Raw genomic sequence first — 21,620 nt, 5'->3', positions numbered from 1 at the left:
CGGATTCCTACCGGCGCCTTGGGCAAGACAGGGCGTTTTTCCCTTGATCCCTGCCGGCAATACCCTTAAACGACCGCAATCCGGTGCCGCGTTCTGCGACTCCGGTGTTTTGGTTTGCACCATGGCGTGACGTCCCGCTTTCTTCGGCAGGGATGCGTCGGGTCAGGCCAGACCAAAGGAACATTCGATCTGACCTCTGGCGGGCTGTACGCAGGACCCGGTGAAGACCAAGAGCTCTCAGGCCGTACCCAACTTCGTGGACCAACCACGAGCAGATAGGAGAAACTGCGATGGACCTGATCGCACAGCTTGAGGCGGAACAGATTGCCGCCCTGGGGAAAGACATCCCCGATTTCAAAGCCGGTGACACTATCCGTGTCGGCTATAAGGTGACCGAAGGGTCGCGCACCCGTGTGCAGAACTACGAAGGCGTCTGCATCGCGCGCAACAACGGCAGCGGCATTGCCGGTTCGTTCACCGTTCGCAAAATCTCGTTTGGCGAAGGCGTGGAGCGTGTGTTCCCGCTGTATTCGACCAATATCGACAGCATCACCGTTGTCCGCCGTGGTCGCGTTCGCCGCGCCAAACTGTACTATCTGCGCTCGCGTCGCGGTAAATCCGCACGTATCGCAGAGGTCACCAACTACAAGCCTAAAGCTGGCGCCGAAGCGTAAGGAGCGGAAAGATGAAAAAAGACATCCATCCCGATTATCACGTCATCGACGTCAAGATGACCGATGGCACCGTCGTTCAGATGAAATCCACCTGGGGCAGCGAAGGCGACCAGCTGGCACTGGAAATCGACCCTTCGGTACATCCTGCATGGACCGGTGGTTCGTCGCGCCTGTTGGACGCTGGCGGCCGCGTGTCGAAGTTCAAGAAGAAATACGAAGGCCTGGGTTTCTAAACCTTTGCCACAGTCTTTCAAAGGAAGGTCGCCAGCGGGCGGCCTTCTTTCGTTTCAGGCCCCTGCTTTCCCCGGTTTCTGATCCTTGGGTTTCGTGAGTTCGGCCGCGTCGTGCAATGGCGGAACCGGACCGCGCAGCAACAGCAGCGCGATCACCAGCCCGATACAGGCCGCGATAGCAGCCATGAGCATCGCCGCATCAAATGCATTATCCTGCAGGTCACGCAATGCTTTGGCTAGTGTTGAGCCTGTTGACGGGTCAAGCCCGGCAATCAACTGTTCCACCTGTGTTGCCGTGCCATGCGTCAGGGCGCGCGCAAGGTCGCCGCGCTGTGCCGACCCGTCGGGCAGCGCCGCGATGACTTCGGACAGGCCGGAGCGGATGGTCAGGGACGCGGCCAGACCGCCGACAACCGATCCCATCGTGGCCCCGAAATACAGGAATGTGTTGATCACCCCGGACCCCTGTCCGACATGTTCGTCGGGCAGCAACCGAAGCCCGAGACGGGGCAGCAACGAAAAACAAATGCCGATGCCAACCCCCACAATGATCAGCTTCCACCAGATTTCAGCATAGCTGTCGATGTTCGAGGTTGTTGTCAAAAGCAGGAAGCCGCAGGCCATCAATCCCATTGCGACGGTCACCGGCCATTGAAAACTGTATGGCGCAAGCAGGCGCGGAGCGGTGACGGAAATGACAAACATGCTCAGGCTTAGCGGCAGTATCGCGACGCCTGCCTCAACCGGTGAATAGCCGAACGCGTCCGGGGATTGGACGAACACGTTGAAATAGATAAAGAAACAAAACAACGCAAATCCCACAAAGAACATCCCCGTTGCCGCCATAAGGTAGCGCGGGTGCCGGAAATATCGGAACTCGACCAGCGGATCGTCGCTGCGCCGCGAGGTATAAACCAGACCGACAGCCGCCAAAGCGGCGACCCCCAAAGGAACAATGGTCAGGGCATTGTCCCATCCGCGTGCTTCACCGTTGCTGAGTGCGAATGACAATGGACCCAGAAGCAAGACAATGGCTATCGCCCCTGCGGTATCGAATTTCGCACCCTGAAGGCGCGTATCCGGGACATAGTTTTTCCTGCTGACCTGCAGGCCGATCACAAACGCAATGGCAAGCAATACAAGGTCCGTGGCGAATACCCCGCGCCAGCTCAGGAAGTTGGCAAAACTTCCTCCGACTATGGGCCCGACGCCTATCGCAAGGCCCACGATTGCGCCCCAAACACCGGTCACGCTGGCCCGTTCTTCCTCGGGCGTTGCGGCGGTCAGCAGGGACAATGAGGTGCCGAACAGGGCCGCAGCCCCTGCCCCTTGCGCGCCACGCCCAATCAGCAGCATCGACGCGTTCTGTGAAAACAGCACCGAAGCCGAGCCACAAGCAAACACGATCATGCCAAAGAAAAAGACACCCATCTTGCCCGTGATATCCCCAAGCCGACTTACAATCGTCACAAGGGCCGCGCTTGCCACCGTATAGATCGCCATCACCCATTGCAGACCCGAGGGCGTCAGATCGAACTCGGCCTTCAGATATGGAAGGATGGTCGCAACAGCGGTGGTGTTGAAGCCAACGACCATCATGCAAATGGCCGTCATTGCAAGAACAACGCGTGAACCGCCTGAACTGTCCGCAGCAGTGTCCGGCATGCCTATGCCCCTTTCACCTGCTTTGAAGATGAACCAAAGAGGACCTGCGCAAAGCCTGCGAGGTTATTCGATGTAAATCTGTTTGGTATTTAATCAAATTTTCCGTCCCCCGCATAGTTTTCACGATCCGGCCCAACCGGCGCTACCGCGAAAGGACCCATTGGGCGGGCGATCTGTGCGTGTATGAATCAGGCTAAAGGCGCGATTGATTCCGACGCGGATCGTTGCAGGCAGCGGTTGGTGTATGCGTTCGGAAACACGCACTGACGCGGCGATTTCGCTGCCAAACCCGTGATCAGATGGCAGATCGTGGCAGATCACCAGACAGGCACCTTCGCGTAACCCGCGCAGGGCGCTGTGTTTTCCAAAATAGAGTCCGATAATGCCCAAAAGCGCCGCTTGAGGTTCTTTTCATCGCAGGCGACACAACATATAGTGGGTGCCAACAACGTGTAGTCAAACACGGCAAGACTTGGGAATACAAGCATGGCACATATCATTGTGGTCGGGAACGAAAAAGGCGGCGCTGGCAAATCGACCGTGTCGATGCATGTGGCAACCGCATTGGCCCGACTGGGGCACAAGGTCAGCACGCTTGATCTGGATCTGCGGCAACGCAGCCTTGGACGGTATTTCGAGAACCGGAACAACTTTCTGAAAAGCGCAGGCCTGACGCTGCCCGGCCCCCGCCATCACGACCTGCCCGAGATCGATGCCAGCACGCTGAAGCCGGGCGAGAATATCTATGACCACCGCCTGTCTGCTGCCGTGTCGCAACTGGAAAGCGACAGTGACTTTATCCTGATCGACTGCCCCGGCTCTCATACCCGGCTGAGCCAGGTGGCCCATTCGCTGGCCGACACGCTGATCACCCCTTTGAACGACAGTTTCATCGATTTTGACCTGCTGGCGCGGATTGATTCAAAGGGTGAGAAAATCCTTGGCCCGTCCGTCTATTCCGAGATGGTCTGGAACGCCCGGCAATTGCGGGCACAGGCCGGGCTGAAGCCCATCGACTGGGTCGTTGTGCGCAACCGCGTCGGTACCCAGCGCATGGTCAACAAGGAAAAGATGCAGCGCGCGATCGAAATGCTGTCGCAGCGCATCGGCTTCCGCGTCGCTTCGGGCTTTTCCGAACGGGTGATCTTTCGCGAACTGTTTCCGCGCGGCCTGACCCTGCTGGACCTCAAGGATATTGGCGTCAAACAGCTGAACATCTCGAACATCGCAGCACGGCAGGAACTGCGCGACATGATGCGAGAGCTGAACCTGCCGGGTGTCGAAGTCGATTTCTGATCAGTTGTATTGGAGGCAGGTCTGAGGGGAAAACGGGCAATTCAAAACGCGAAACTCTCAGCCCCTAAGCCAGTCAGTGCTGGGTAATGTCGGGGCCATAACTGACTGATTGGTCCGAAAAGACTACGTGACCACGTCTTTTCAACTCATCAACCAGCCTTTCCAGCTCTTCCTGCTCCAAGGTCTTTAAAAAAAGGGCGTTCATCGTTCCCTTAAGGGTTTTGATCTTCCTAGGACGCGAAGTTCCTCTAGACTTCAAGCTGTCAACAATCGCATCAATTTTTTGATCCAGCGAGCTTGCATTCGAGATTTTGACGAATGGAATCTCGGATAGGTCTGCATGACGGAAAGCGGGGAGCTTCCTTTGTCGCAGATGTGCAATCAATGGGTCGAAGCCTTTGTCACGAGAAATAACATGGAAGTACGCATTGGCGTCTTTAGCAGAGAGTTCTCCTAAGTAGAACGCAATATGAAAGTCCAAGGCGTTCGAGCCATTCCCTGCTATCTTCTGATAAACAGCATTTTCTCCCAAGCTTTGCAGTGCTTGTGCAAAGTCATAAGGTATGCTTTTTTGATTGGCTCCTACGAAAACAATCAAGGTGCAAACATGTCCCCGAAGGAGTTCGAGGTTCTTGGGTTGAACATTTTCAAAGTCGATTAGTATGTAGTTGTTTTTCAAAGGCCGCACTCCAATTCGAGCTCAATGCAAATACAGGACGCCGGATCAGGTCAATATGAAGGTTTCCCTGATTACCCTGCTTAAAACCGCATTGTCGGCAATGGCCTCAAACCAGTTATTCGTTCAAATCCTCACCATTCTCGAACATTCGCTCCAACCCGCCGCTCGTACCCAGCTAAACAAAGGTGTTCCTTCACGACTTTCAGTTTCGGAATCGCTGAACAGAATAGCCTCGGTTTCACCCGGAATCTGATGGCCCGCCGGAACTGTATACCGTGAACAGCTCTTTGGGTTCGTTCACCCCGCGCAGCATGTAGCGCCCGACCGAGATGAGGTCTTGCGCGCAGGGGCGTGCCGCGACCGCGACGTCGTCCGAGATCAGGATTCGCTGACCCAGCGACCGGTGCATTCCCGCGATGCGGGCGGCCTGATTGACGGCGGGGCCGATCACCGTGAAATCCAGCCGTGTTTCGGACCCGATATTGCCATACAGGATTTCGCCGGAATGCAGGGCCAGCGTGAAATTCGCAACCGGCAGCCCCTGCGCCTGACGTCTGGCGTTCAATTCATCCATACGGGCTTGCAGCAAGGGCACCGCGCTGAGCGCGGCACGGGCGTCCTCGTCGATTTCGCCGACATCGAACATGGCCATCAGCCCATCGCCCATGAATTTCAGGATATTCCCACCCTTGTCGTGCACAACGCCCACGGCCACGGCCAGGTAATCATTGAGCATGTCGATGATTTCGTGACCCGGCAGGTCTTCTGACAGGTTGGTGAACCCTTCCAGGTCGAAATTCCAGATCACCGCATCGATCTGCTGCAATGATCCGCGACGAATCTCACCCGACAGGACGCGGCGCCCGGCATCACGACCCAGATAGACCCGCATCAGGTCTTCGGTCAGGTTCTGGTTCTTGGCGGATTTAAGCGCCAGCCCCAGATGCGGCAATACTGCATGAATGTGCCTGAGATCGCTGTCATCAAACCCGGACGGCGCATCGCTGGCCCAGGACATCAGGACGCCATCACTGACTTTTTTGGTACCGTCGGGGTGCATCTTCCCCGACCCCTCATACGAGATGCCGGTGGCATAATAATCGGTCGCCCCAACCTCTCTCAGGTCGTTCAACAACGGAAATCGGCTGGGTTCATTATGGTCCACCAGTTTGACCCGGATTTCATCCAGATCCTCGTTCAGCAGCGCATAGAGCGGGCTTTGTTGCCACATCGGGCTGGGCGTATCCGTGTTTTCAAACTTCTCGGACTCACCGCCGGTGCTTTTGTACCAGCTATATCCGGTTCCGCCATAAACCGGGTGCAAGGTCGACTGCGCCGCATGAAACCGCATCAGCGGAATGCCCATATCGACCAGGCTGGTGCAGAAGCCTTCCAGCAACTCTTCCTGCCCGGCACCCTCAAGCCCCTTCTGGACCAACCAGTCAATCAGGGTGTGTGTGGATACCTTGGCAGGTTCGAATGACGTCATTTCAAATTCCGTATCAAGCATGAAACACATCTGGGGACGGCAGGCGCTAATTACCAGTGGTCAATCCACGCCAGCCAACCGTCGCAACATCTGGCGCAGCAAGGCGGCCTCTTTTTCGCTGAACAGGTCCGACAGCCTTGCGTCATAGCTTGCAGCCACCCCGTACAAGTCACGATACACGGCTTGCCCGGCGGGTGTCAGTGTCAGCCATTCCGCCCGACGATCAGCCTCGTCCCGTGTGCGTTTCAGGTATCGGCGCTCCTCGAGCTTGGCAACTGCACGGCTGATCTTGGTCTTGTGCATTCTGGCCCGTTCACCAATTTCCTTGGCGGTCATTTCGCCAAACAGCCCCAGATGGAACAGCACTCGCCATTCGGTTCTGAGCATTCCGTACCGCCCCTTGTAGACAGCCTGAAATTCCAACGAGGCGCGCTCGGCCGCCTGGTTCAGCAGGAACGGCAGAAAATTCTGCAGGAAAAAGTCATCATTTTTTTCAGATTCGTCATGTGTCATGCTTGTTAGTTACAAAATCAACTATTAACCGACAAGCAGCAAACGGAGGAATACGTAATGAACCGTCCGACGGATCCGCATTCATTGACGCAAGCAGCAACGCCTGTTGGTACCCACGCCGGTTACATGCCCGGCTTTGGCAACGACTTTGAAACCGAGGCGCTGCCCGATGCGCTGCCGCAGGGGATGAACAGCCCGCAAAGGTGCAACTACGGGCTTTACGGTGAACAGCTGAGCGGCACGGCCTTTACCGCCAACCCGCCTGAACGCACCTGGTGCTATCGTATTCGCCCGTCGGTAAAGCATTCGCACCGTTACGAAAAAATCGACTTGCCCTATTGGAAATCGGCCCCCTGCATCGACCCGGATGTGATCAGCCTGGGCCAGTATCGTTGGGATCCGGTGCCGCATTCCGACGAAGGTCTGAACTGGATGACCGGGATGCGGACCATGACGACGGCGGGGGATGTGAACACCCAGGTTGGCATGGCCTGCCACATCTATCTGGTCACCGAATCCATGGTCGACGACTATTTCTTCTCGGCCGATTCCGAGTTGCTGGTGGTGCCACAGGAAGGGCGCCTGCGCTTTGCGACTGAACTGGGAATCATTGACCTTGAGCCCAAAGAAATCGCGATCATCCCGCGTGGACTGCTGTACCGGGTTGAAGTTCTCGAAGGCCCTGCACGTGGCTTTGTGTGCGAGAATTACGGCCAGAAATTCGAACTGCCGGGTCGTGGTCCGATCGGGGCCAACTGCATGGCCAACCCGCGCGATTTCAAGGCTCCGGTCGCTGCCTATGAGGATCGTGAAACCCCGTCGACCGTGACGATCAAATGGTGTGGCCAGTTTCATACCACTAAAATCGGACACAGCCCGTTGGATGTGGTGGCGTGGCACGGCAATTATGCACCCTACAAATACGATCTGCGCAACTATTGCCCGGTTGGCGCGATCCTGTTTGACCATCCAGACCCGTCGATCTTTACCGTTCTGACGGCGCCCTCGGGCCAGCCCGGCACCGCAAATATCGACTTTGTCCTGTTCCGCGAACGCTGGATGGTGATGGAGGATACGTTCCGCCCGCCCTGGTATCACAAGAACATCATGTCGGAACTGATGGGCAACATCTATGGCCAATACGATGCGAAACCGCAGGGCTTCATTCCCGGTGGCACCAGCCTGCACAACATGATGATTCCGCATGGTCCCGACAGGGAAGCGTTTGACAAGGCATCCTATTCCAATCTGGGGCCGGAAAAGCTGGACCAGACGATGTCGTTCATGTTCGAAACCCGGTTCCCCCAGCACCTGACGCCGTTTGCCGCCAATGAGGCACCGTTGCAGGACGACTATATCGACTGCTGGACATCGCTTGAGAAGAAGTTCGACGGCACACCAGGCAAGAAATGACCCTCAGACTGGGTTACCCAGACGGCACTCGTCCTGATGGCGAGGAACATTCCCATTCCGGTTGCAGGCGTACTGCCGCCGCAACCGGAAAACAAAGGCGGGGCCTTGGCAGCCAACCTGCTGCAACCGCGCCCGCTCTGGGCTTTGGCGCCTGTCTATTCGGGGTTATGATCGTTTCGAACTACGTACCAAATACAACAAAATAGGGGCAAAATATGCCTTTGATGAAATCCTGGGTGGCCTCGGCCAACGACGCGGCGCATCCGTTTCCACTGAATAACCTGCCTTACGGTGTTTTCTCGACCGAAGGAGATGATCCGCGCTGCGGCGTGGCCATTGGCGACATGATCCTCGACATGGCCGCGGCCGAGGCCGAGGGTCTTGTCGCGCTGAACGACTATCCGCTGTTCGACGTGCCCTATTGGAACGATCTGATGGAAGAAGGCCCCGCCGTCTGGGCCGCCCTGCGCGAGCGGCTGACCGCGCTTCTGTCCAAAGGGTCGAAAGAGCAGGAGACTGTTGAACCGCTGCTGGTGCCGATGGCCAAAGCCACGCTGCATATGCCGCTGGTTGTCAGCGAATACACAGACTTTTACGCCGGCAAGCAACACGCCCAGAACATGGGCGCCATCCTGCGCGGCTCGCCCGATCTGCCGGCAAACTGGCTGCATATCCCGATCGGGTACAATGGACGAGCCTCCTCGGTCGTGGTGTCGGGCACGCCGATCCACCGCCCCAATGGCCAGACCAAGGCCCCCGATGCCGAGATGCCGTCCTTTGGCCCCTCGAAACGGCTCGATATCGAGCTGGAGATGGGCGCCATCGTCGGCACCGGGTCGGAGTTCGGCCAGCCGATCACGGTGGACGAGGCCGATGCGATGATCTTTGGCTATGTGCTGCTGAACGACTGGTCGGCGCGCGATATCCAGGGCTGGGAGTATCAACCGCTGGGGCCGTTCCAGGGCAAGGCATTCGGCACCTCGATCTCTCCGTGGATCGTGACGGCTGCCGCGTTGGAGCCGTTCCGCGCGCCCACCCCCCCGCGTGAGAAAGAGCTTTTGCCCTATCTCAAGGGCAGCAAGGACGGGCTATACGACATCGAGCTTGAGGTTCTGATGCAGCCCGAAGGCGCCGACCGCGCCTCGGTCATCGCCAGGACCAACTATAACCGCATGTATTATTCGGCGGCTGAGCAGCTGTGCCATCACGCCATTGGCGGCTGCGCGATGAACCCGGGCGATCTGTTGGGCTCGGGCACCATCTCGGGGCCGGAACGCAGCGAATTCGGCTCGCTTATGGAACTCAGCTGGGCCGGGCGCGAGCCATTTACGCTTGAGACCGGCGAGACCCGCAGCTTTATCGAAGACGGCGACACAATGACCCTGACCGGCGCTGCCAGGGGCGATGGCTATACCATTGGCTTTGGCGATTGCACCGGCACCGTTCTGCCTGCACTCAATTCCCCATTCGGGCGATGACGCACTGAGCTTCATCTTTTTCCAAATACTCCCGCCGGAGGCATCCAACCTCTGCCTTCCGCGCAACCGCAAAAGGACAAAACCAAGATGGCCAAAGCATTCGCGTCCCAGGGGGACATGTCGGAAAAGAAAATCTCGTTCACTGAAGTGGGCGAAGGGCTTTATGCTTTCACCGCCGAGGGTGACCCGAACTCGGGCGTGATCATTGGCGATGACAGCGTGATGATCGTCGAGGCACAGGCGACCCCGCGCCTGGCCAACAAGGTGATCGAATGCGTGCGGTCTGTGACCGACAAGCCGATCACCCATGTGGCGCTGACCCATTACCACGCAGTGCGGGTTTTGGGTGCCAGCGCTTTTGGCGCGCAACAGATCCTGATGTCCGACATGGCCCGCGCCATGGTGGTGGAACGCGGTCAGGAAGACTGGGACAGCGAATTCCAGCGCTTCCCGCGCCTGTTCGAAGGGCATGAAAGCATCCCCGGCCTGACCTGGCCCACCACCACATTCAGCGACACGATGACCGTTTATCTGGGCAATCGCCGGATCGACCTGATGCATCTGGGGCGCGCCCATACCGCCGGCGATATCGTCATCCACGTGCCAGACCAGAACGTGATGTTCACCGGCGACATCGTCGAATATCACTCGGCCTGCTATTGCGGTGACGGGCATTTCAACGACTGGGGCGACACGCTGGACGAGATCAAGTGGTTCGATGTCGACGCCATCGCACCGGGACGCGGCGATGCGCTGGTTGGCAAGGACATGGTCAATGCCGCCATCGAAAACACTCGCGATTTCGTCGAAAGCACCTACCGCCCGGCGGCCAGGGTTGCGGCGCGCGGTGGCAGCCTGAAAGAGGCATGGGATGCAGTCCGCGCCGAATGTGACCCGAAATTCGCCAATTACGCGATCTACGAACACTGCCTGCCGTTCAACGTCGCCCGCGCCTACGACGAAGCCCGTGGTATCGACACGCCTCGCATCTGGACCGCCCAGCGCGATCTTGAGATGTGGGAGGCCCTGCAGGGGTAAGGAAAAACGACCCAGTTTGATCCAGATCGTTTTAGGCGGCGGGATTCAATGAAACCATATGCCAAAGGCTTCGGCACATGTTGCCGGAGCACAGGACATGCAGCACTTTGGCCCATCTGCTTGGGGGGAAGCCCATGAACAAGATCTTTGAAACTCCGCTTTACGGCTATGAACGCAGTCCGGATCAGGACAGCCCGACGCCAGTTCGGCGCAAGGTTATCGTGATCGGCGCGGGCCCGGTTGGTCTGGCCGCCGCGATTGATCTGGCGCAGCAAGGGGTCGACGTCGTGGTTCTGGACGAGAATGACAAGGTCAGTTTCGGCAGCCGCGCCATCTGTTTCTCGCAACGCACGCTGGAAATTGCCGACCGGCTGGGATGCGGGGGCCGACTGGTCGACAAGGGCGTCCTGTGGGATCGGGGCAAGGTGTTCTTCGATGATCGACAGGTCTATGATTTCAACCTGCAACCGGATGAAGGTTATGCCAACCCTGCCTTCATCAACCTGCAGCAATACCATTTCGAGAACTACTTTGTTGAACGGGTCCGCGAGTTGCAGGCAGAAGGCGCACCGATTGAGATACGCGGGCGCAACAAGGTCGAGGCGATTGGAACGCATGAAGATCACGTGCGGCTGGAGGTCGAGACGCCCGAAGGACCTTACACAATCGAAGCCGATTGGCTGATTGCCTGTGATGGCGCGACATCCCCTGCCCGGCGGATGTTGGGCATTGATTTCGAAGGACGGATTTTCGAAGACAACTTCCTGATTGCAGACGTGATCATGGATGCGGATTTTCCGTCTGAACGCTGGTTCTGGTTCGATCCGCCGTTCAATCGCGGGCAATCCGCGTTGTTGCACAAACAGCCCGACAATGTTTGGCGCATCGACTTGCAGCTGGGTTGGGATATCGACAAGGAACGCGAAAAGCGCCCAGAGAACGTGATCCCCCGCCTCAAGGCGATGCTGGGCGATGATGTCGAGTTTCAGCTTGAATGGGTCTCGATCTATACGTTCCAGTGCCGTCGCATGGAAAGCTTCCGCAAGGGCCGTGTTCTGTTTGCGGGTGACAGCGCGCATCAGGTCAGCCCCTTTGGCGCGCGCGGGGCCAATTCCGGCCTTCAGGACACCGACAACCTGTGCTGGAAACTGAAGCTGGTTCTGGATGGGAAAGCACCTGAAACTCTGCTGGACAGCTACAACGCCGAACGCGTGTACGGGGCGGACGAGAACATCCTGAATTCCAGCCGGTCGACCGATTTCATCACCCCGAAATCCGAGATGTCGCGGATCCTGCGTGATGCGGTACTGGACCTGAGCGAACATTACGACTTCGCCCGCCCACTGGTGAATTCGGGTCGCCTGAGCCAGCCCTGCACCTATGACGGGTCTTCGCTGAATTCTGCGGACGCGCTGAACGGCCCCACCGGAACGCGACCGGGTTCGGCCTGCCCCGACGCTCCGCTTGGTGACGAATTTCTGCTGCCCAAGCTTGCAGGCAAGTTCACGCTTCTGACCATCGATGCAGACGCCCCTGATACCCTGGAAGAAGATGGGATCGAAGTCACGCGACTGGCGCTGTCGGTCAAGGATGATATGACGCTGGCCCTCAAACGCCGCTATCTGGGTAACGCGACCAGCGCTGTCTACCTGATCCGGCCGGACCAACATGTGGCGGCCCGCCGAGACAGTTACGAAGAAAACACCTTCCGGCACGCGATCCGCAGAGCCTGCGGTAAGGAGTAAGCCCCATGTCAGACCTGATCCTAACCCCGAACATCAAAAACGCCGATGACTTCTATGCCGAACTTCTGGCCGCGCATGAGGGCCTGGAAAAAGCAGACAGCGACGCGCTGAATGCGCGGCTGGTACTGGTGCTGGCCAACCACATCGGTGACAGTACGGTGCTGACGGACGCCCTTCGCGCTGCCGCTTTGACCGACAGTTGACAGGCCCGGACGTGAGCGACGTCGTCCTTTATGACTATTGGCGGTCCTCGGCCAGTTACCGGGTGCGGATCACCCTGAATCTGGCCGGAATCGCGTATCGCCCGGTTGTTGTCGATCTGGTGGGCGGCGCACAAAAGAGCGATGAACATATCGCTCGGAACCCGCAGGGCTTTGTGCCGGTTCTGGATATAGACGGGCTGCGGTTGACGCAATCGCTGGCCATCCTCGACTATCTGGACCAGACCCGGCAGTTGAACCTTCTGCCTGATGATCCGGCGGAACGCGCGCGTGTTCAGGCGCTGGCTTATGCGATTGCGGTCGACATCCATCCGGTCTGCAACCTGTCGGTTGCGCGCTTTGCCACCACCCTGAGCCAAAACGCCCCGGACATGCCTGGCGACTGGATGCGGCATTTCATCAAACCCGGATTGCAGGCGTTTGAAGCCATGCTGGGGGATTTTGAACAGGCCCCCTACTGTGTTGGGTCAAAGCCCGGTCTCGCCGACCTCTGCCTGATCCCGCAAATCTATAACGCGCGCCGGTGGCAGGTTGATCTGTCGGATATGCCCCGTCTGCTGCGGGTTGAAGAGGCCTGCGCAGATCACCCGGCCTTTGTCGCGGCGCATCCCGACGCACATGCGCCGGGTTAACATTGCACAGACCCTGTGTGCATGCGCAGCTAGGTTTTCTTCCTTTTAGGCCTTAGCTTTGAGCCAACAAAGCAAATGAGGTTCCTATGCCCGAGATCACCGGCTATCACGCCCATGTCTATTTCGATGCCGACACGCAGGACACCGCGCGACTGGTCTGTGAAGAGGCGGCCCGCCTGTTCCCTGTTCAAATGGGCCGAATGCACGCCCGAAACGTCGGCCCGCATCCCCGCTGGAGCTGCCAGCTGGGCTTTGCTGCGAGCGCATTCGATCAGGTCATCCCATGGCTGATGCTGAACCGGCAGGGTCTGACGGTCTTCACGCACCCGGAAACCGGTGAACATCTGGAGGATCACCGCGACCGCGCGATCTGGATGGGTGAGATGCTGGCGTTGGACCTGTCGATCTTCGACAATCTTTAACCCAGCGCCCGCGCCTGATCCCGCAGAACGAATTTCTGCACCTTGCCGGTTGATGTCTTGGGCAGGGTGCCGAACACCACCGTTTTGGGTGCTTTGAAATGGGCCATGTGGTCGCGACAGAAGGCGATAAGCTCTGCCTCGGTTGCGGCCGCGCCGGGTTTCAACTCGACAAAGGCGCAGGGCGTTTCGCCCCATTTCTCATCGGGACGGGCCACTACGGCGGCCTCCATCACCGCCGGATGCTTGTAGAGGATGCCTTCGACCTCGACAGATGAGATATTTTCGCCGCCCGAGATGATGATGTCCTTTGAACGGTCCTTGAGCGCGATATAGCCATCGGGGTGCATGACACCCAGATCACCGGACGCGAACCAGCCACCGTGAAAGGCCTTGTCGGTAGCGTCGGGATTCTTGAGGTATCCTTTCATCACCACGTTGCCCTGCATGAATATCTCACCCATGGTTTCGCCATCAGCCGGAACCGGTTCCAGCGTTTCCGGGTCGGCCACCATCAGTCCGGACAACGCTGTATAGCGCACCCCTTGCCGCACCTTGAGGGCCGCGCGGTCTTCAGGCCCTTTGCTGTTCCATTCGTCTTTCCATGCGCAGACAACCGAAGGCCCATAGGTTTCGGTCAGGCCATAGACATGCGTGACCTCGACACCCATCGCCTCCATCGCTTCGATCACGGCCGCAGGCGGCGGGGCACCTGCCGTCATCACCTTGATCTGGTGGTCAAAGTCCTTCAACTTATCCGGAGCGTGGGCCAGCATGTTCAGAACGATCGGCGCACCGCAGAAATGGGTCACTTTCTCGTCCCGGAAAGCAGCATAGATCGGTTCGGCCCGCACCGCGCGCAAGCAAACGGAAACACCTGCATTGGCTGCCATGGCCCACGGGAAGCACCAGCCATTGCAGTGGAACATCGGCAGGGTCCAAAGATAGACCGAATGCTTGGGCATATCCCAGTCCAGCAAATCCGACTGTGCGTTCAGGGTCGCGCCGCGATGGTGGTAAACCACGCCCTTGGGGTTGCCCGTGGTGCCCGAGGTATAATTCAATGTGATCGCGTCCCATTCGTCCGCTGGCAGTGACCAGTCAAACGCGGGGTCGCCTTCGGCCAGCAGGGCATCATAGGTCAGGCGGCCCAGCTTTTCACCGCCGTCGAAGGTGGGGTCTTCGATATCGATGACCAGAATGTCATGATCGACCTGTTGCAGCGCATCTTTCACCACATCCGAAAACTCGGGGTCGACCAGCAGCGCCTTGGCTTCGGCATGGTTCAGGATGAATGCGACAATCGGCGCATCCAGCCGCGTGTTGATTGCGTTCAGAACAGCGCCCGTCATGGGCACGCCAAAATGCGCCTCGTACATTTCCGGGATGTTGGCCGCGATTATTGAAACGGTATCGCCCCGTCCAATCCCACGCGCTGTCAACGCACTCGCCAGACGCCGGCAACGGGCATAGGTTTCAGCCCAGGAATACCGGCGATCCCCATAAACCACGGATGGGTAATCCGGGTAGACCTGCGCCGTCCGTTCAATGAACGTAAGGGGCGACAGAGGTGTGTAATTTGCCCGGCATTTGTCCAAATGACGCTCGTAGATATGTGTCGCTGCCATCCGCTGTCCTCCCGAAACGCAGTTTGGGCGAATTGAGCACAAAGTTAGCGTTCTGACAAACCCGTAGAAATACGGCGGCAAAACCGACTGGCAATACGGGATGATACGATCTGGCCCTATCTACAGCAGGGCTTTCGCGGTGATCTGAAGCATCTTAAACACATGCTGGGATGTGGTATTCCCATATCCCGCGCACCGCTTCCTCACTGAAAGGACATGTCATGGACGGCACGTTCAACGAAAACGATCTTTCCCGCGTAGTCGAGGCTGACCGCGCCCATATCTGGCACCATCTGATCCAGCATAAACCCTTTGAAACCAATGACCCTCGCATCATTGTCGAGGGCAAGGGCATGCGTGTCTGGGACCAGAAAGGCAAAGAGCATCTGGATGCGGTTTCTGGCGGCGTCTGGACCGTCAATGTCGGCTATGGCCGCGAATCGATCTGCAAGGCGGTTTACAACCAGCTGATGAAGCTGTGCTATTTCGCCAATTCGGCCGGTTCGATCCCGGGTGCGCTGTTTGCCGAGCAACTGATCGACAAGATGCCGGGCATGAGCCGGGTCTATTACACCAACTCAGGTTCCGAGGCGAACGAGAAGGCGTTCAAGATGGTGCGCCAGATCGCGCACAAGAAATATGGCGGCAAGAAAACCAAGATCCTGTACCGCGATCGGGACTATCACGGCTCGACGCTGGCGACCATGTCGGCAGGCGGTCAGGACGAGCGCACAGCGCAATACGGTCCCTTCGCACCTGATTTCGTGCGCGTGCCGCATTGCATGGAATATCGCAAGCACGAGCTGGACAGCGCACCCGAAGAGAATTTCGGCGAATGGGCCGCAGACCAGATTGAAGCCGTCATCCTGCGCGAAGGCCCCGATACCGTAGGTGCCTTGTGCCTTGAGCCTGTAACAGCGGGTGGTGGTGTAATCGAAGCGCCTGAAGGATACTGGCAGCGCGTGCAGGAGATCTGCAAGAAATACGATGTGCTGCTGCATATCGACGAGGTTGTCTGTGGCGTGGGCCGCACCGGCACGTGGTTCGGGTACCAGCAATACGGTATCAAACCCGATTTCGTGACCATGGCCAAGGGTGTGGCGTCAGGCTATGCCGCGATTGCCTGCATGGTCACCACCGAGGAAGTCTTTGACTTGTTCAAAGACGATGCCGCGGACCCGATGAACTATTTCCGCGATATCTCGACCTTTGGTGGGTGCACCGCTGGTCCGGCAGCGGCCATCGAGAACATGCGCATCATTCAGGATGAAAACCTGTTGCAGAACTGCACGGATATGGGCGCGCGTATGACGAACAACCTTCTGGCGCTGATGGACAAGCACAAGGTCATCGGCGATGTGCGCGGCAAGGGCTTGTTCCTGGGGGCCGAACTGGTTGTGGATCGCGGCACCAAAGAGCCGGTGGACGAGAAACTGGCGCAGGCCGTTACTGCCGACTGTATGGCACAGGGCGTGATCATCGGCGTCACCAACCGCTCGATCCCCGGTCGCAACAACACGCTGTGCTTCTCGCCTGCGCTGATTGCTACGGCCGATGACATCGACCAGATCACCGACGCGGTTGACGGCGCGCTGGGGCGTGTGTTCGGGTAAGATCACCGATATCCCTAAAAAAAGAAACCGGCGCGTGTTGCGCCGGTTTTTTTGTCGGGATGCTGGTCGTGAATGTGTACGTTCAGCCGTGATTATTCGGCCGCAACACCAACCTTTTCACCGGTTGCGATCAGGCTGTCCGGAAGAACGAAAGCAACCAGAACAAAGACGGCACCCAGTGCGATACCGAGAATATCGCCGGACATTAACAAAACACCCTCGTAAGCGGATCCCGGAACTGTACCCAGGGTGACTTTGCCGCCAGCAATTCCATCGAGCAGACCCGTGGCCTTCCAGGCCGGATATGTCGCCATATAGGCCGCAGCACCCAACAAACCACCGACGATGAAGAACAAGGCGTCACGGCGACCGGACGCAGCGGCGCAGACCCCTGTTCCCGGACAGTAGCCCGATGCAGCCCAGCCCGCACCCAGTAACAATCCGCCAATGAAGACACCGACATAGGCCGATTTCACCGACATATGGCCGACATCCACAAACCCCAGCATCTGCCCGCCGAACATGAGGATCGAACCGGTTCCGATTGCCAGAAGGATCGTTTTCATCAGCTGGAGTCGACGCAGTGTCAGCATGCCCACAATCCAATTTGGATTCGCTGCGCCAATCCGGTCAAGTACGGCTCCGAAAGCGGCGCCAATGATGATCGCAAGAATGATTTCCATCGCCTTATCCTTTCCGGTAGATCAGCATTGCCGTAGGAATTGCCGCTGCAAATGCCCCGGCTGCAAAGATATAGCCTGACAGGGCTGTCTGCATCATACCGGACATCATGTGACCGGATGTGCACCCACCCGCCAACCTGGCCCCATAGAGGACGACAAAGCCGCCCAATAGCGCAACCAGGTTTCGAGCCCAGGGCGTATCGCCGTAGTTTTCGCGCCAGATCATGGGCAGCTTGCCCTCTCCGCGTTCCAGACCACCGCGCGCCTTGACCGACAAGAACGCCCCCGCGGCCATAGCCAAAACGAAGACAAAGCTGTAATTCAACGGATTGGATACGTACTTGGCGTATTTGCCATTGGATTTCGCCATGTATGCGTTGGATGAACCGTAACCGTCATCCGTCTGCGTCACGAATTCCGAATTGACGGTGTCCGCGATAATTCCGTCAAGGATGACGAATTGGGTCGAAACACCGATCGGCTTCACCAGAAGAACTGCCCCGAAGAACACGAGCCCTAGCAGAACACCTCCAACTTTCCAGTTTAGTGTCATGATTTCACCCTTTTCATTTATATTCATAAAATCATATATAATATGATCCGAGGGCTGTTACATGATCTAGATCAAACCGGTCATGCCTGAAACTGGTTGGCGTCATCCCAATGCAGAAGGGATGGATGCCCTGACCCAAGAAGCGCTTGGAATGCACCGCATGTTGCAACAAAAAAGACCGCCCCAAAGGGACGGCCTTTCTTTCACTGTCTCTTTTCAGAGGTTCAGGCAGCCAGAGCAGCCTGAGCTTTGGCGACGATCGCGCCGAACGCTTCCGGTTCGTGCACGGCCAGGTCGGCCAGAACTTTGCGGTCCACTTCGATACCGGCCAGGTTCAGACCGTTGATGAAGCGGGAATATGTCAGAGCCTCGTCATGGCTGCGCACAGCAGCGTTGATCCGCTGGATCCACAGCGCGCGGAAGTTGCGCTTGCGGTTCTTGCGGTCACGGGTCGCGTACTGGTTGGCCTTGTCGACGGCCTGAGTTGCGACTTTGAAGTTGCTCTTGCGACGACCATAATAGCCTTTTGCGGCCTTGATGATCTTCTTGTGACGGGCGTGAGTTACGGTTCCACCTTTAACGCGGGACATCTCTTACATCTCCTCTTAGCGGTCGTAGGGCATGTAGCCCTTGACGATCTTTGCGTCGGGGGCGGACAGGGTGGTGTTGCCACGGGCGTCGCGGATGAATTTCTTGGTCCGCTTGATCATGCCGTGCCGTTTGCCGGCCTGGCCAGCAAGGACCTTACCGGTCGCAGTCACCTTGAAGCGCTTCTTGGCGCTTGATTTGGTCTTCATCTTAGGCATTTCCGTCTCCTTTTTCGGGTTCGGTTTCAGACGCGACTCGGCATGCCATCTCGGCCGGTCACGCGATCAGAAGCGCCGTTTACGCAAGTTCGGTCATACTGGCAAGGGGGTTTGGACCAGAATCTGTGCTTTTTGCAGCCTGGTCAGGCACCGGGGCGACACAAGCCGCCCCGGTGATTGGATTTAGTGTTCGAATTTACGGATTTCACCGCTCTTCAGCCTTGCGGAGTAGGACGCCAGTTCCTGCCGCACCACTTTCATCAGGAAGTAGAGGGCAAAGACGTTCACAACCGCCATCGCAAAGATCGCCGCATCCGAGAAGTCGATAACGGGGCCGAGGTTGGCCGCAGCGCCGATCACCACGAAGACACAGAAGATGACCTTGAAGATCAGCTCTTTTGTGTGTCCTTCTCCGAACAGGTAGGTCCAGGCCTTGAGGCCATAGTAGGACCAGCTGATCATGGTCGAGAAGGCAAACAGGATCACCGCAATCGCAAGGATGTACGGGAACCAGCTGAACGCGCTGCCAAACGCGGCAGAAGTCAGGCTGACACCGGAATTTCCATCCACTGTTGCGATGGCGGAACCCGCTTCGTTCAGCATGTAGTTGCCGGTTTCGGGATCGATGATCAGCTGTTGCGTGATGATGATCACCAGCGCCGTCATGGTACAGATCACGACGGTATCGATGAAGGGTTCAAGCAGCGATACAAAACCCTCGGTGATCGGCTCCTTGGTCCGAACCGCCGAGTGCGCGATAGCTGCAGAGCCCACGCCCGCCTCGTTCGAGAATGCCGCGCGCTTGAAGCCCTGGATCAGCGCGCCGACCATGCCCCCTGCAACACCCAGCCCCGTGAAGGCACCGGCAAAGATCTGACCAAAGGCCCAGCCGATCATGTCCGCATTCATCGCGATGATGACCAGTGCGGTGGCCACATACAGCACCCCCATGAACGGCACGACCTTTTCGGTCACCCGTGCAATGGATTTCAGGCCGCCAACAATGACCATGAACACCACACCAGCAAAAACAATGCCGGTAATCCAGCCCGGATAGTCGCCAACGATACCCGCGATCTGTTGATGTGCCTGGTTGGCCTGGAACATGTTCCCGCCGCCCAATGCGCCCAGAATACAGAAGATCGAGAACAGTACCGCCAGGATCTTGCCGCCCGGCAGGCCCAGCTCGTCAAAGCCCTTGGACATGTAATACATCGGGCCGCCGGATACTGTACCGTCTTCGTATTCATTGCGGTACTTCACGCCCAGCGTACATTCGGTGAACTTTGATGCCATGCCCAGAAGACCCGCAAGGATCATCCAGAAGGTTGCGCCCGGGCCGCCGATGCCAACGGCAACGGCCACGCCCGCGATATTCCCCAGACCGACAGTTCCGGACAGCGCCGTGGCCAGAGCCTGAAAGTGGCTGACCTCGCCCGCATCGTTGGGATCGGAGTAATCACCTTTGACAAGGCTGATCGCGTGGCTGAAGAACCGCATCTGCACAAAGGCAAAATACAGCGTGAAAACCGTTGCCGCGATCACCAGCCACATAACGATCCACGGAAAGCTGGTTCCGGGCAGCGGCGCAAAGATGAAGCTGACAAACGGTCCGGTCAGGTTCGCAAAGGCTTGGTTGATTTTTTCATCCAGTCCCGGCGCCTCTTGTGCAAGGGCAGGGCTGGCGGCAATGGTGGCGGCCGTTACGGCGCCAAGTGTTTTTAGCGTTCTCATTTTTGGCCCTCCCTTCAGTTCACGACCGTAACCGGAACGTCGGCATGCATTACCAGGTATTGCGTCGAACTTCCGAACAGACGTTTCTTGATCCCGTCCGCGGACGCCCGGCCCACGACGATTTGCGAACCTCCGTTTTCGACCGTGATGGCGTTCAGCGTTTCCGCTACATCGCCATGGCGCACAATGCCCTGCGCCTCGAAACCCGCAGCCCTGAGGGCCTCTACAGCAGGTGTCACGACACGCGACATCGCCAGATCAACCTCTTCTTCGCGGCGCTTGTGGCGCTGGGCGTTTTCTTCAGGTGTCTGGAATGTGTAAGGTGACCATTCGATCACATAAGCGACCAGCAAATCGCACGTTCCGATCAGCTTTGCCAAATCCTTGGCAAAGGCAATCGCACGCTCGCCGGTCTCAGTCCCGTCGAGTCCTATGACAATCTTTGTTGTCATTTCGTTCCTCCGTTTTTTGTTGTTAAAGCCGGGGCCCACGCCCCCGGCAGGGCGGCCGGAACTTGGAACTTTTCAACAAGACCGCCCTTTGATAAGTATTAGGAAATTTCACTAGGAATTGGAGATTTTTTTGGGCCAATTTCAGTGTAATTTGTCGTATTACGCCAAAAATACAGGGAATTTTACTGATTAGCAGAGATTTAGACAATATCGATCAACGCATCCTGCACGAGCTGGAGGCCAATGGACGGCTCTCGATAGTTGAGTTGGCGGCGCGCGTGAACCTGACCAATACGCCCTGTTCCGAGCGTGTAAAACGACTTGAGAAGAATGGCTATATCAAAGGGTACAGAGCCGTCGTCGACAAGGAAAGGATGGGACTGGCGCTGTTGACCGTGGTGCAGGTATCCCTGGTCGCGACGGCGGAACAATCCCTGGTGAGGTTCAACGACGCTGTTCGGAATGTGTCGGAAATCGAAAGCTGCCTGATGGTGGCGGGCTCGTTTGATTATCTTTTGACTGTTCGAACGCGCGATATTGCGCATTTCCGTCTGGTACTGGGCGAGAAGATCAACAAGCTGCCGGGAATACACCAGACCAGCTCTTTTACAGTTATGGAAATTGTAAAAGAGCCGGTTGGCTGACATGACACTCGG

24 protein-coding genes are annotated in these 21,620 nt (G+C 57.5%); 12 read left to right on the top strand and 12 right to left on the bottom strand.

Translation table 11 applies throughout. The annotated features are described in order from the left end of the window. Positions 1 to 290 precede the first annotated feature (290 nt). Together rplS and rpmE are read left to right on the top strand one after the other, a co-directional pair. Complete coding sequence (rplS, locus tag ACR0AP_RS14370; protein ID WP_267366771.1) at positions 291 to 674, top strand: 50S ribosomal protein L19; 384 nt, start codon at positions 291 to 293, stop codon at positions 672 to 674. Positions 675 to 685: 11 nt separating this feature from the next. Continuing rightward, positions 686 to 907 (top strand): 50S ribosomal protein L31, encoded by a 222-nt coding sequence (gene rpmE, locus ACR0AP_RS14365; protein ID WP_267366773.1) that lies wholly within the window; start codon positions 686 to 688, stop codon positions 905 to 907. Positions 908 to 961: 54 nt separating this feature from the next. Here the strand turns inward: rpmE and ACR0AP_RS14360 are convergent, their stop codons facing one another. Both ACR0AP_RS14360 and ACR0AP_RS14355 read right to left on the bottom strand, forming a co-directional pair. After that, positions 962 to 2,572, bottom strand: coding sequence for an MFS transporter (locus ACR0AP_RS14360; RefSeq protein ID WP_480507326.1), 1,611 nt, complete (start codon positions 2,570 to 2,572; stop codon positions 962 to 964). Positions 2,573 to 2,692: 120 nt separating this feature from the next. Continuing rightward, on the bottom strand, positions 2,693 to 2,962 hold the full coding sequence (locus ACR0AP_RS14355) for a hypothetical protein (RefSeq protein WP_480507324.1): 270 nt from the start codon (positions 2,960 to 2,962) through the stop codon (positions 2,693 to 2,695). A gap of 96 nt (positions 2,963 to 3,058) precedes the next feature. Between ACR0AP_RS14355 and ACR0AP_RS14350 the strand changes: the two genes are divergently transcribed. Continuing rightward, positions 3,059 to 3,868 (top strand): division plane positioning ATPase MipZ, encoded by an 810-nt coding sequence (locus ACR0AP_RS14350; protein ID WP_480483795.1) that lies wholly within the window; start codon positions 3,059 to 3,061, stop codon positions 3,866 to 3,868. A gap of 73 nt (positions 3,869 to 3,941) precedes the next feature. On the opposite strand, the gene ACR0AP_RS14345 is transcribed toward ACR0AP_RS14350, so the two are convergent. From ACR0AP_RS14345 to ACR0AP_RS14335, 3 genes are all read right to left on the bottom strand, one after another. Beyond that, the gene (locus ACR0AP_RS14345) at positions 3,942 to 4,556 is read right to left on the bottom strand and encodes a PIN domain-containing protein (RefSeq protein ID WP_480507322.1); all 615 of its coding nucleotides are present in this window, start codon (positions 4,554 to 4,556) and stop codon (positions 3,942 to 3,944) included. Between the two features lie 229 nt (positions 4,557 to 4,785). Further along, complete coding sequence (locus ACR0AP_RS14340; protein WP_480507320.1) at positions 4,786 to 6,057, bottom strand: adenylate/guanylate cyclase domain-containing protein; 1,272 nt, start codon at positions 6,055 to 6,057, stop codon at positions 4,786 to 4,788. Between the two features lie 39 nt (positions 6,058 to 6,096). Then, positions 6,097 to 6,549: a MarR family winged helix-turn-helix transcriptional regulator gene (locus ACR0AP_RS14335; RefSeq protein WP_480507318.1), complete on the bottom strand. Its 453-nt coding sequence runs from the start codon at positions 6,547 to 6,549 to the stop codon at positions 6,097 to 6,099. Between the two features lie 57 nt (positions 6,550 to 6,606). Here ACR0AP_RS14335 and hmgA point away from each other — a divergent pair, with 57 nt between their 5' ends. The 7 genes from hmgA (at position 6,607) to ACR0AP_RS14300 (ending at position 13,498) form a co-directional block, all read left to right on the top strand. Further along, complete coding sequence (gene hmgA, locus ACR0AP_RS14330; protein ID WP_480507316.1) at positions 6,607 to 7,962, top strand: homogentisate 1,2-dioxygenase; 1,356 nt, start codon at positions 6,607 to 6,609, stop codon at positions 7,960 to 7,962. Between the two features lie 215 nt (positions 7,963 to 8,177). After that, entirely contained in the window at positions 8,178 to 9,440 is a 1,263-nt protein-coding gene (gene fahA, locus ACR0AP_RS14325; RefSeq protein WP_480507314.1) for a fumarylacetoacetase, read from the top strand. Positions 9,441 to 9,527: 87 nt separating this feature from the next. Next, entirely contained in the window at positions 9,528 to 10,478 is a 951-nt protein-coding gene (locus ACR0AP_RS14320) for an MBL fold metallo-hydrolase (RefSeq protein WP_480507312.1), read from the top strand. 134 nt (positions 10,479 to 10,612) lie between these two features. Further along, complete coding sequence (locus ACR0AP_RS14315) at positions 10,613 to 12,223, top strand: FAD-dependent oxidoreductase (protein WP_480507310.1); 1,611 nt, start codon at positions 10,613 to 10,615, stop codon at positions 12,221 to 12,223. A 5-nt stretch (positions 12,224 to 12,228) separates the two neighbouring features. Continuing rightward, on the top strand, positions 12,229 to 12,426 hold the full coding sequence (locus ACR0AP_RS14310) for a DUF2783 domain-containing protein (RefSeq protein ID WP_209506076.1): 198 nt from the start codon (positions 12,229 to 12,231) through the stop codon (positions 12,424 to 12,426). An 11-nt stretch (positions 12,427 to 12,437) separates the two neighbouring features. Further along, positions 12,438 to 13,076, top strand: a complete 639-nt coding sequence (gene maiA, locus ACR0AP_RS14305) for a maleylacetoacetate isomerase (protein WP_480507308.1) — start codon at positions 12,438 to 12,440, stop codon at positions 13,074 to 13,076. Positions 13,077 to 13,162: 86 nt separating this feature from the next. Next, a complete protein-coding gene (locus ACR0AP_RS14300) occupies positions 13,163 to 13,498 on the top strand; it encodes a DOPA 4,5-dioxygenase family protein (RefSeq protein WP_209506072.1) in 336 nt (111 codons plus the stop codon). Here the strand turns inward: ACR0AP_RS14300 and ACR0AP_RS14295 are convergent. After that, positions 13,495 to 15,123: an acyl-CoA synthetase gene (locus tag ACR0AP_RS14295; protein WP_480507306.1), complete on the bottom strand. Its 1,629-nt coding sequence runs from the start codon at positions 15,121 to 15,123 to the stop codon at positions 13,495 to 13,497. The genes ACR0AP_RS14300 and ACR0AP_RS14295 overlap by 4 nt on opposite strands. A gap of 221 nt (positions 15,124 to 15,344) precedes the next feature. Between ACR0AP_RS14295 and ACR0AP_RS14290 the strand changes: the two genes are divergently transcribed. Next, positions 15,345 to 16,736: an aminotransferase family protein gene (locus tag ACR0AP_RS14290; RefSeq protein ID WP_480507304.1), complete on the top strand. Its 1,392-nt coding sequence runs from the start codon at positions 15,345 to 15,347 to the stop codon at positions 16,734 to 16,736. Positions 16,737 to 16,828: 92 nt separating this feature from the next. On the opposite strand, the gene ACR0AP_RS14285 is transcribed toward ACR0AP_RS14290, so the two are convergent. From ACR0AP_RS14285 to ACR0AP_RS14260, 6 genes are all read right to left on the bottom strand, one after another. Continuing rightward, on the bottom strand, positions 16,829 to 17,419 hold the full coding sequence (locus ACR0AP_RS14285; RefSeq protein WP_480483805.1) for a YeeE/YedE thiosulfate transporter family protein: 591 nt from the start codon (positions 17,417 to 17,419) through the stop codon (positions 16,829 to 16,831). A 4-nt stretch (positions 17,420 to 17,423) separates the two neighbouring features. After that, positions 17,424 to 17,972: a YeeE/YedE thiosulfate transporter family protein gene (locus ACR0AP_RS14280; RefSeq protein WP_480507302.1), complete on the bottom strand. Its 549-nt coding sequence runs from the start codon at positions 17,970 to 17,972 to the stop codon at positions 17,424 to 17,426. A gap of 224 nt (positions 17,973 to 18,196) precedes the next feature. Continuing rightward, positions 18,197 to 18,562, bottom strand: coding sequence for a 50S ribosomal protein L20 (rplT, locus tag ACR0AP_RS14275; protein ID WP_039523695.1), 366 nt, complete (start codon positions 18,560 to 18,562; stop codon positions 18,197 to 18,199). A gap of 15 nt (positions 18,563 to 18,577) precedes the next feature. Beyond that, complete coding sequence (gene rpmI, locus ACR0AP_RS14270; RefSeq protein ID WP_010443552.1) at positions 18,578 to 18,778, bottom strand: 50S ribosomal protein L35; 201 nt, start codon at positions 18,776 to 18,778, stop codon at positions 18,578 to 18,580. Positions 18,779 to 18,961: 183 nt separating this feature from the next. Further along, positions 18,962 to 20,512, bottom strand: coding sequence for an alanine/glycine:cation symporter family protein (locus tag ACR0AP_RS14265; protein ID WP_480507300.1), 1,551 nt, complete (start codon positions 20,510 to 20,512; stop codon positions 18,962 to 18,964). Between the two features lie 14 nt (positions 20,513 to 20,526). Beyond that, on the bottom strand, positions 20,527 to 20,964 hold the full coding sequence (locus tag ACR0AP_RS14260) for a universal stress protein (RefSeq protein WP_209506060.1): 438 nt from the start codon (positions 20,962 to 20,964) through the stop codon (positions 20,527 to 20,529). A 149-nt stretch (positions 20,965 to 21,113) separates the two neighbouring features. Here ACR0AP_RS14260 and ACR0AP_RS14255 point away from each other — a divergent pair, with 149 nt between their 5' ends. Next, entirely contained in the window at positions 21,114 to 21,608 is a 495-nt protein-coding gene (locus tag ACR0AP_RS14255; protein WP_480507434.1) for a winged helix-turn-helix transcriptional regulator, read from the top strand. Positions 21,609 to 21,620: the final 12 nt, after the last annotated feature.

The sequence above is a fragment of the Ruegeria sp. AF7 genome (assembly GCF_056541885.1).
Note: the sequence above shows the minus strand (reverse complement) of the source record. Positions and strands in the feature narration are given on the sequence as shown.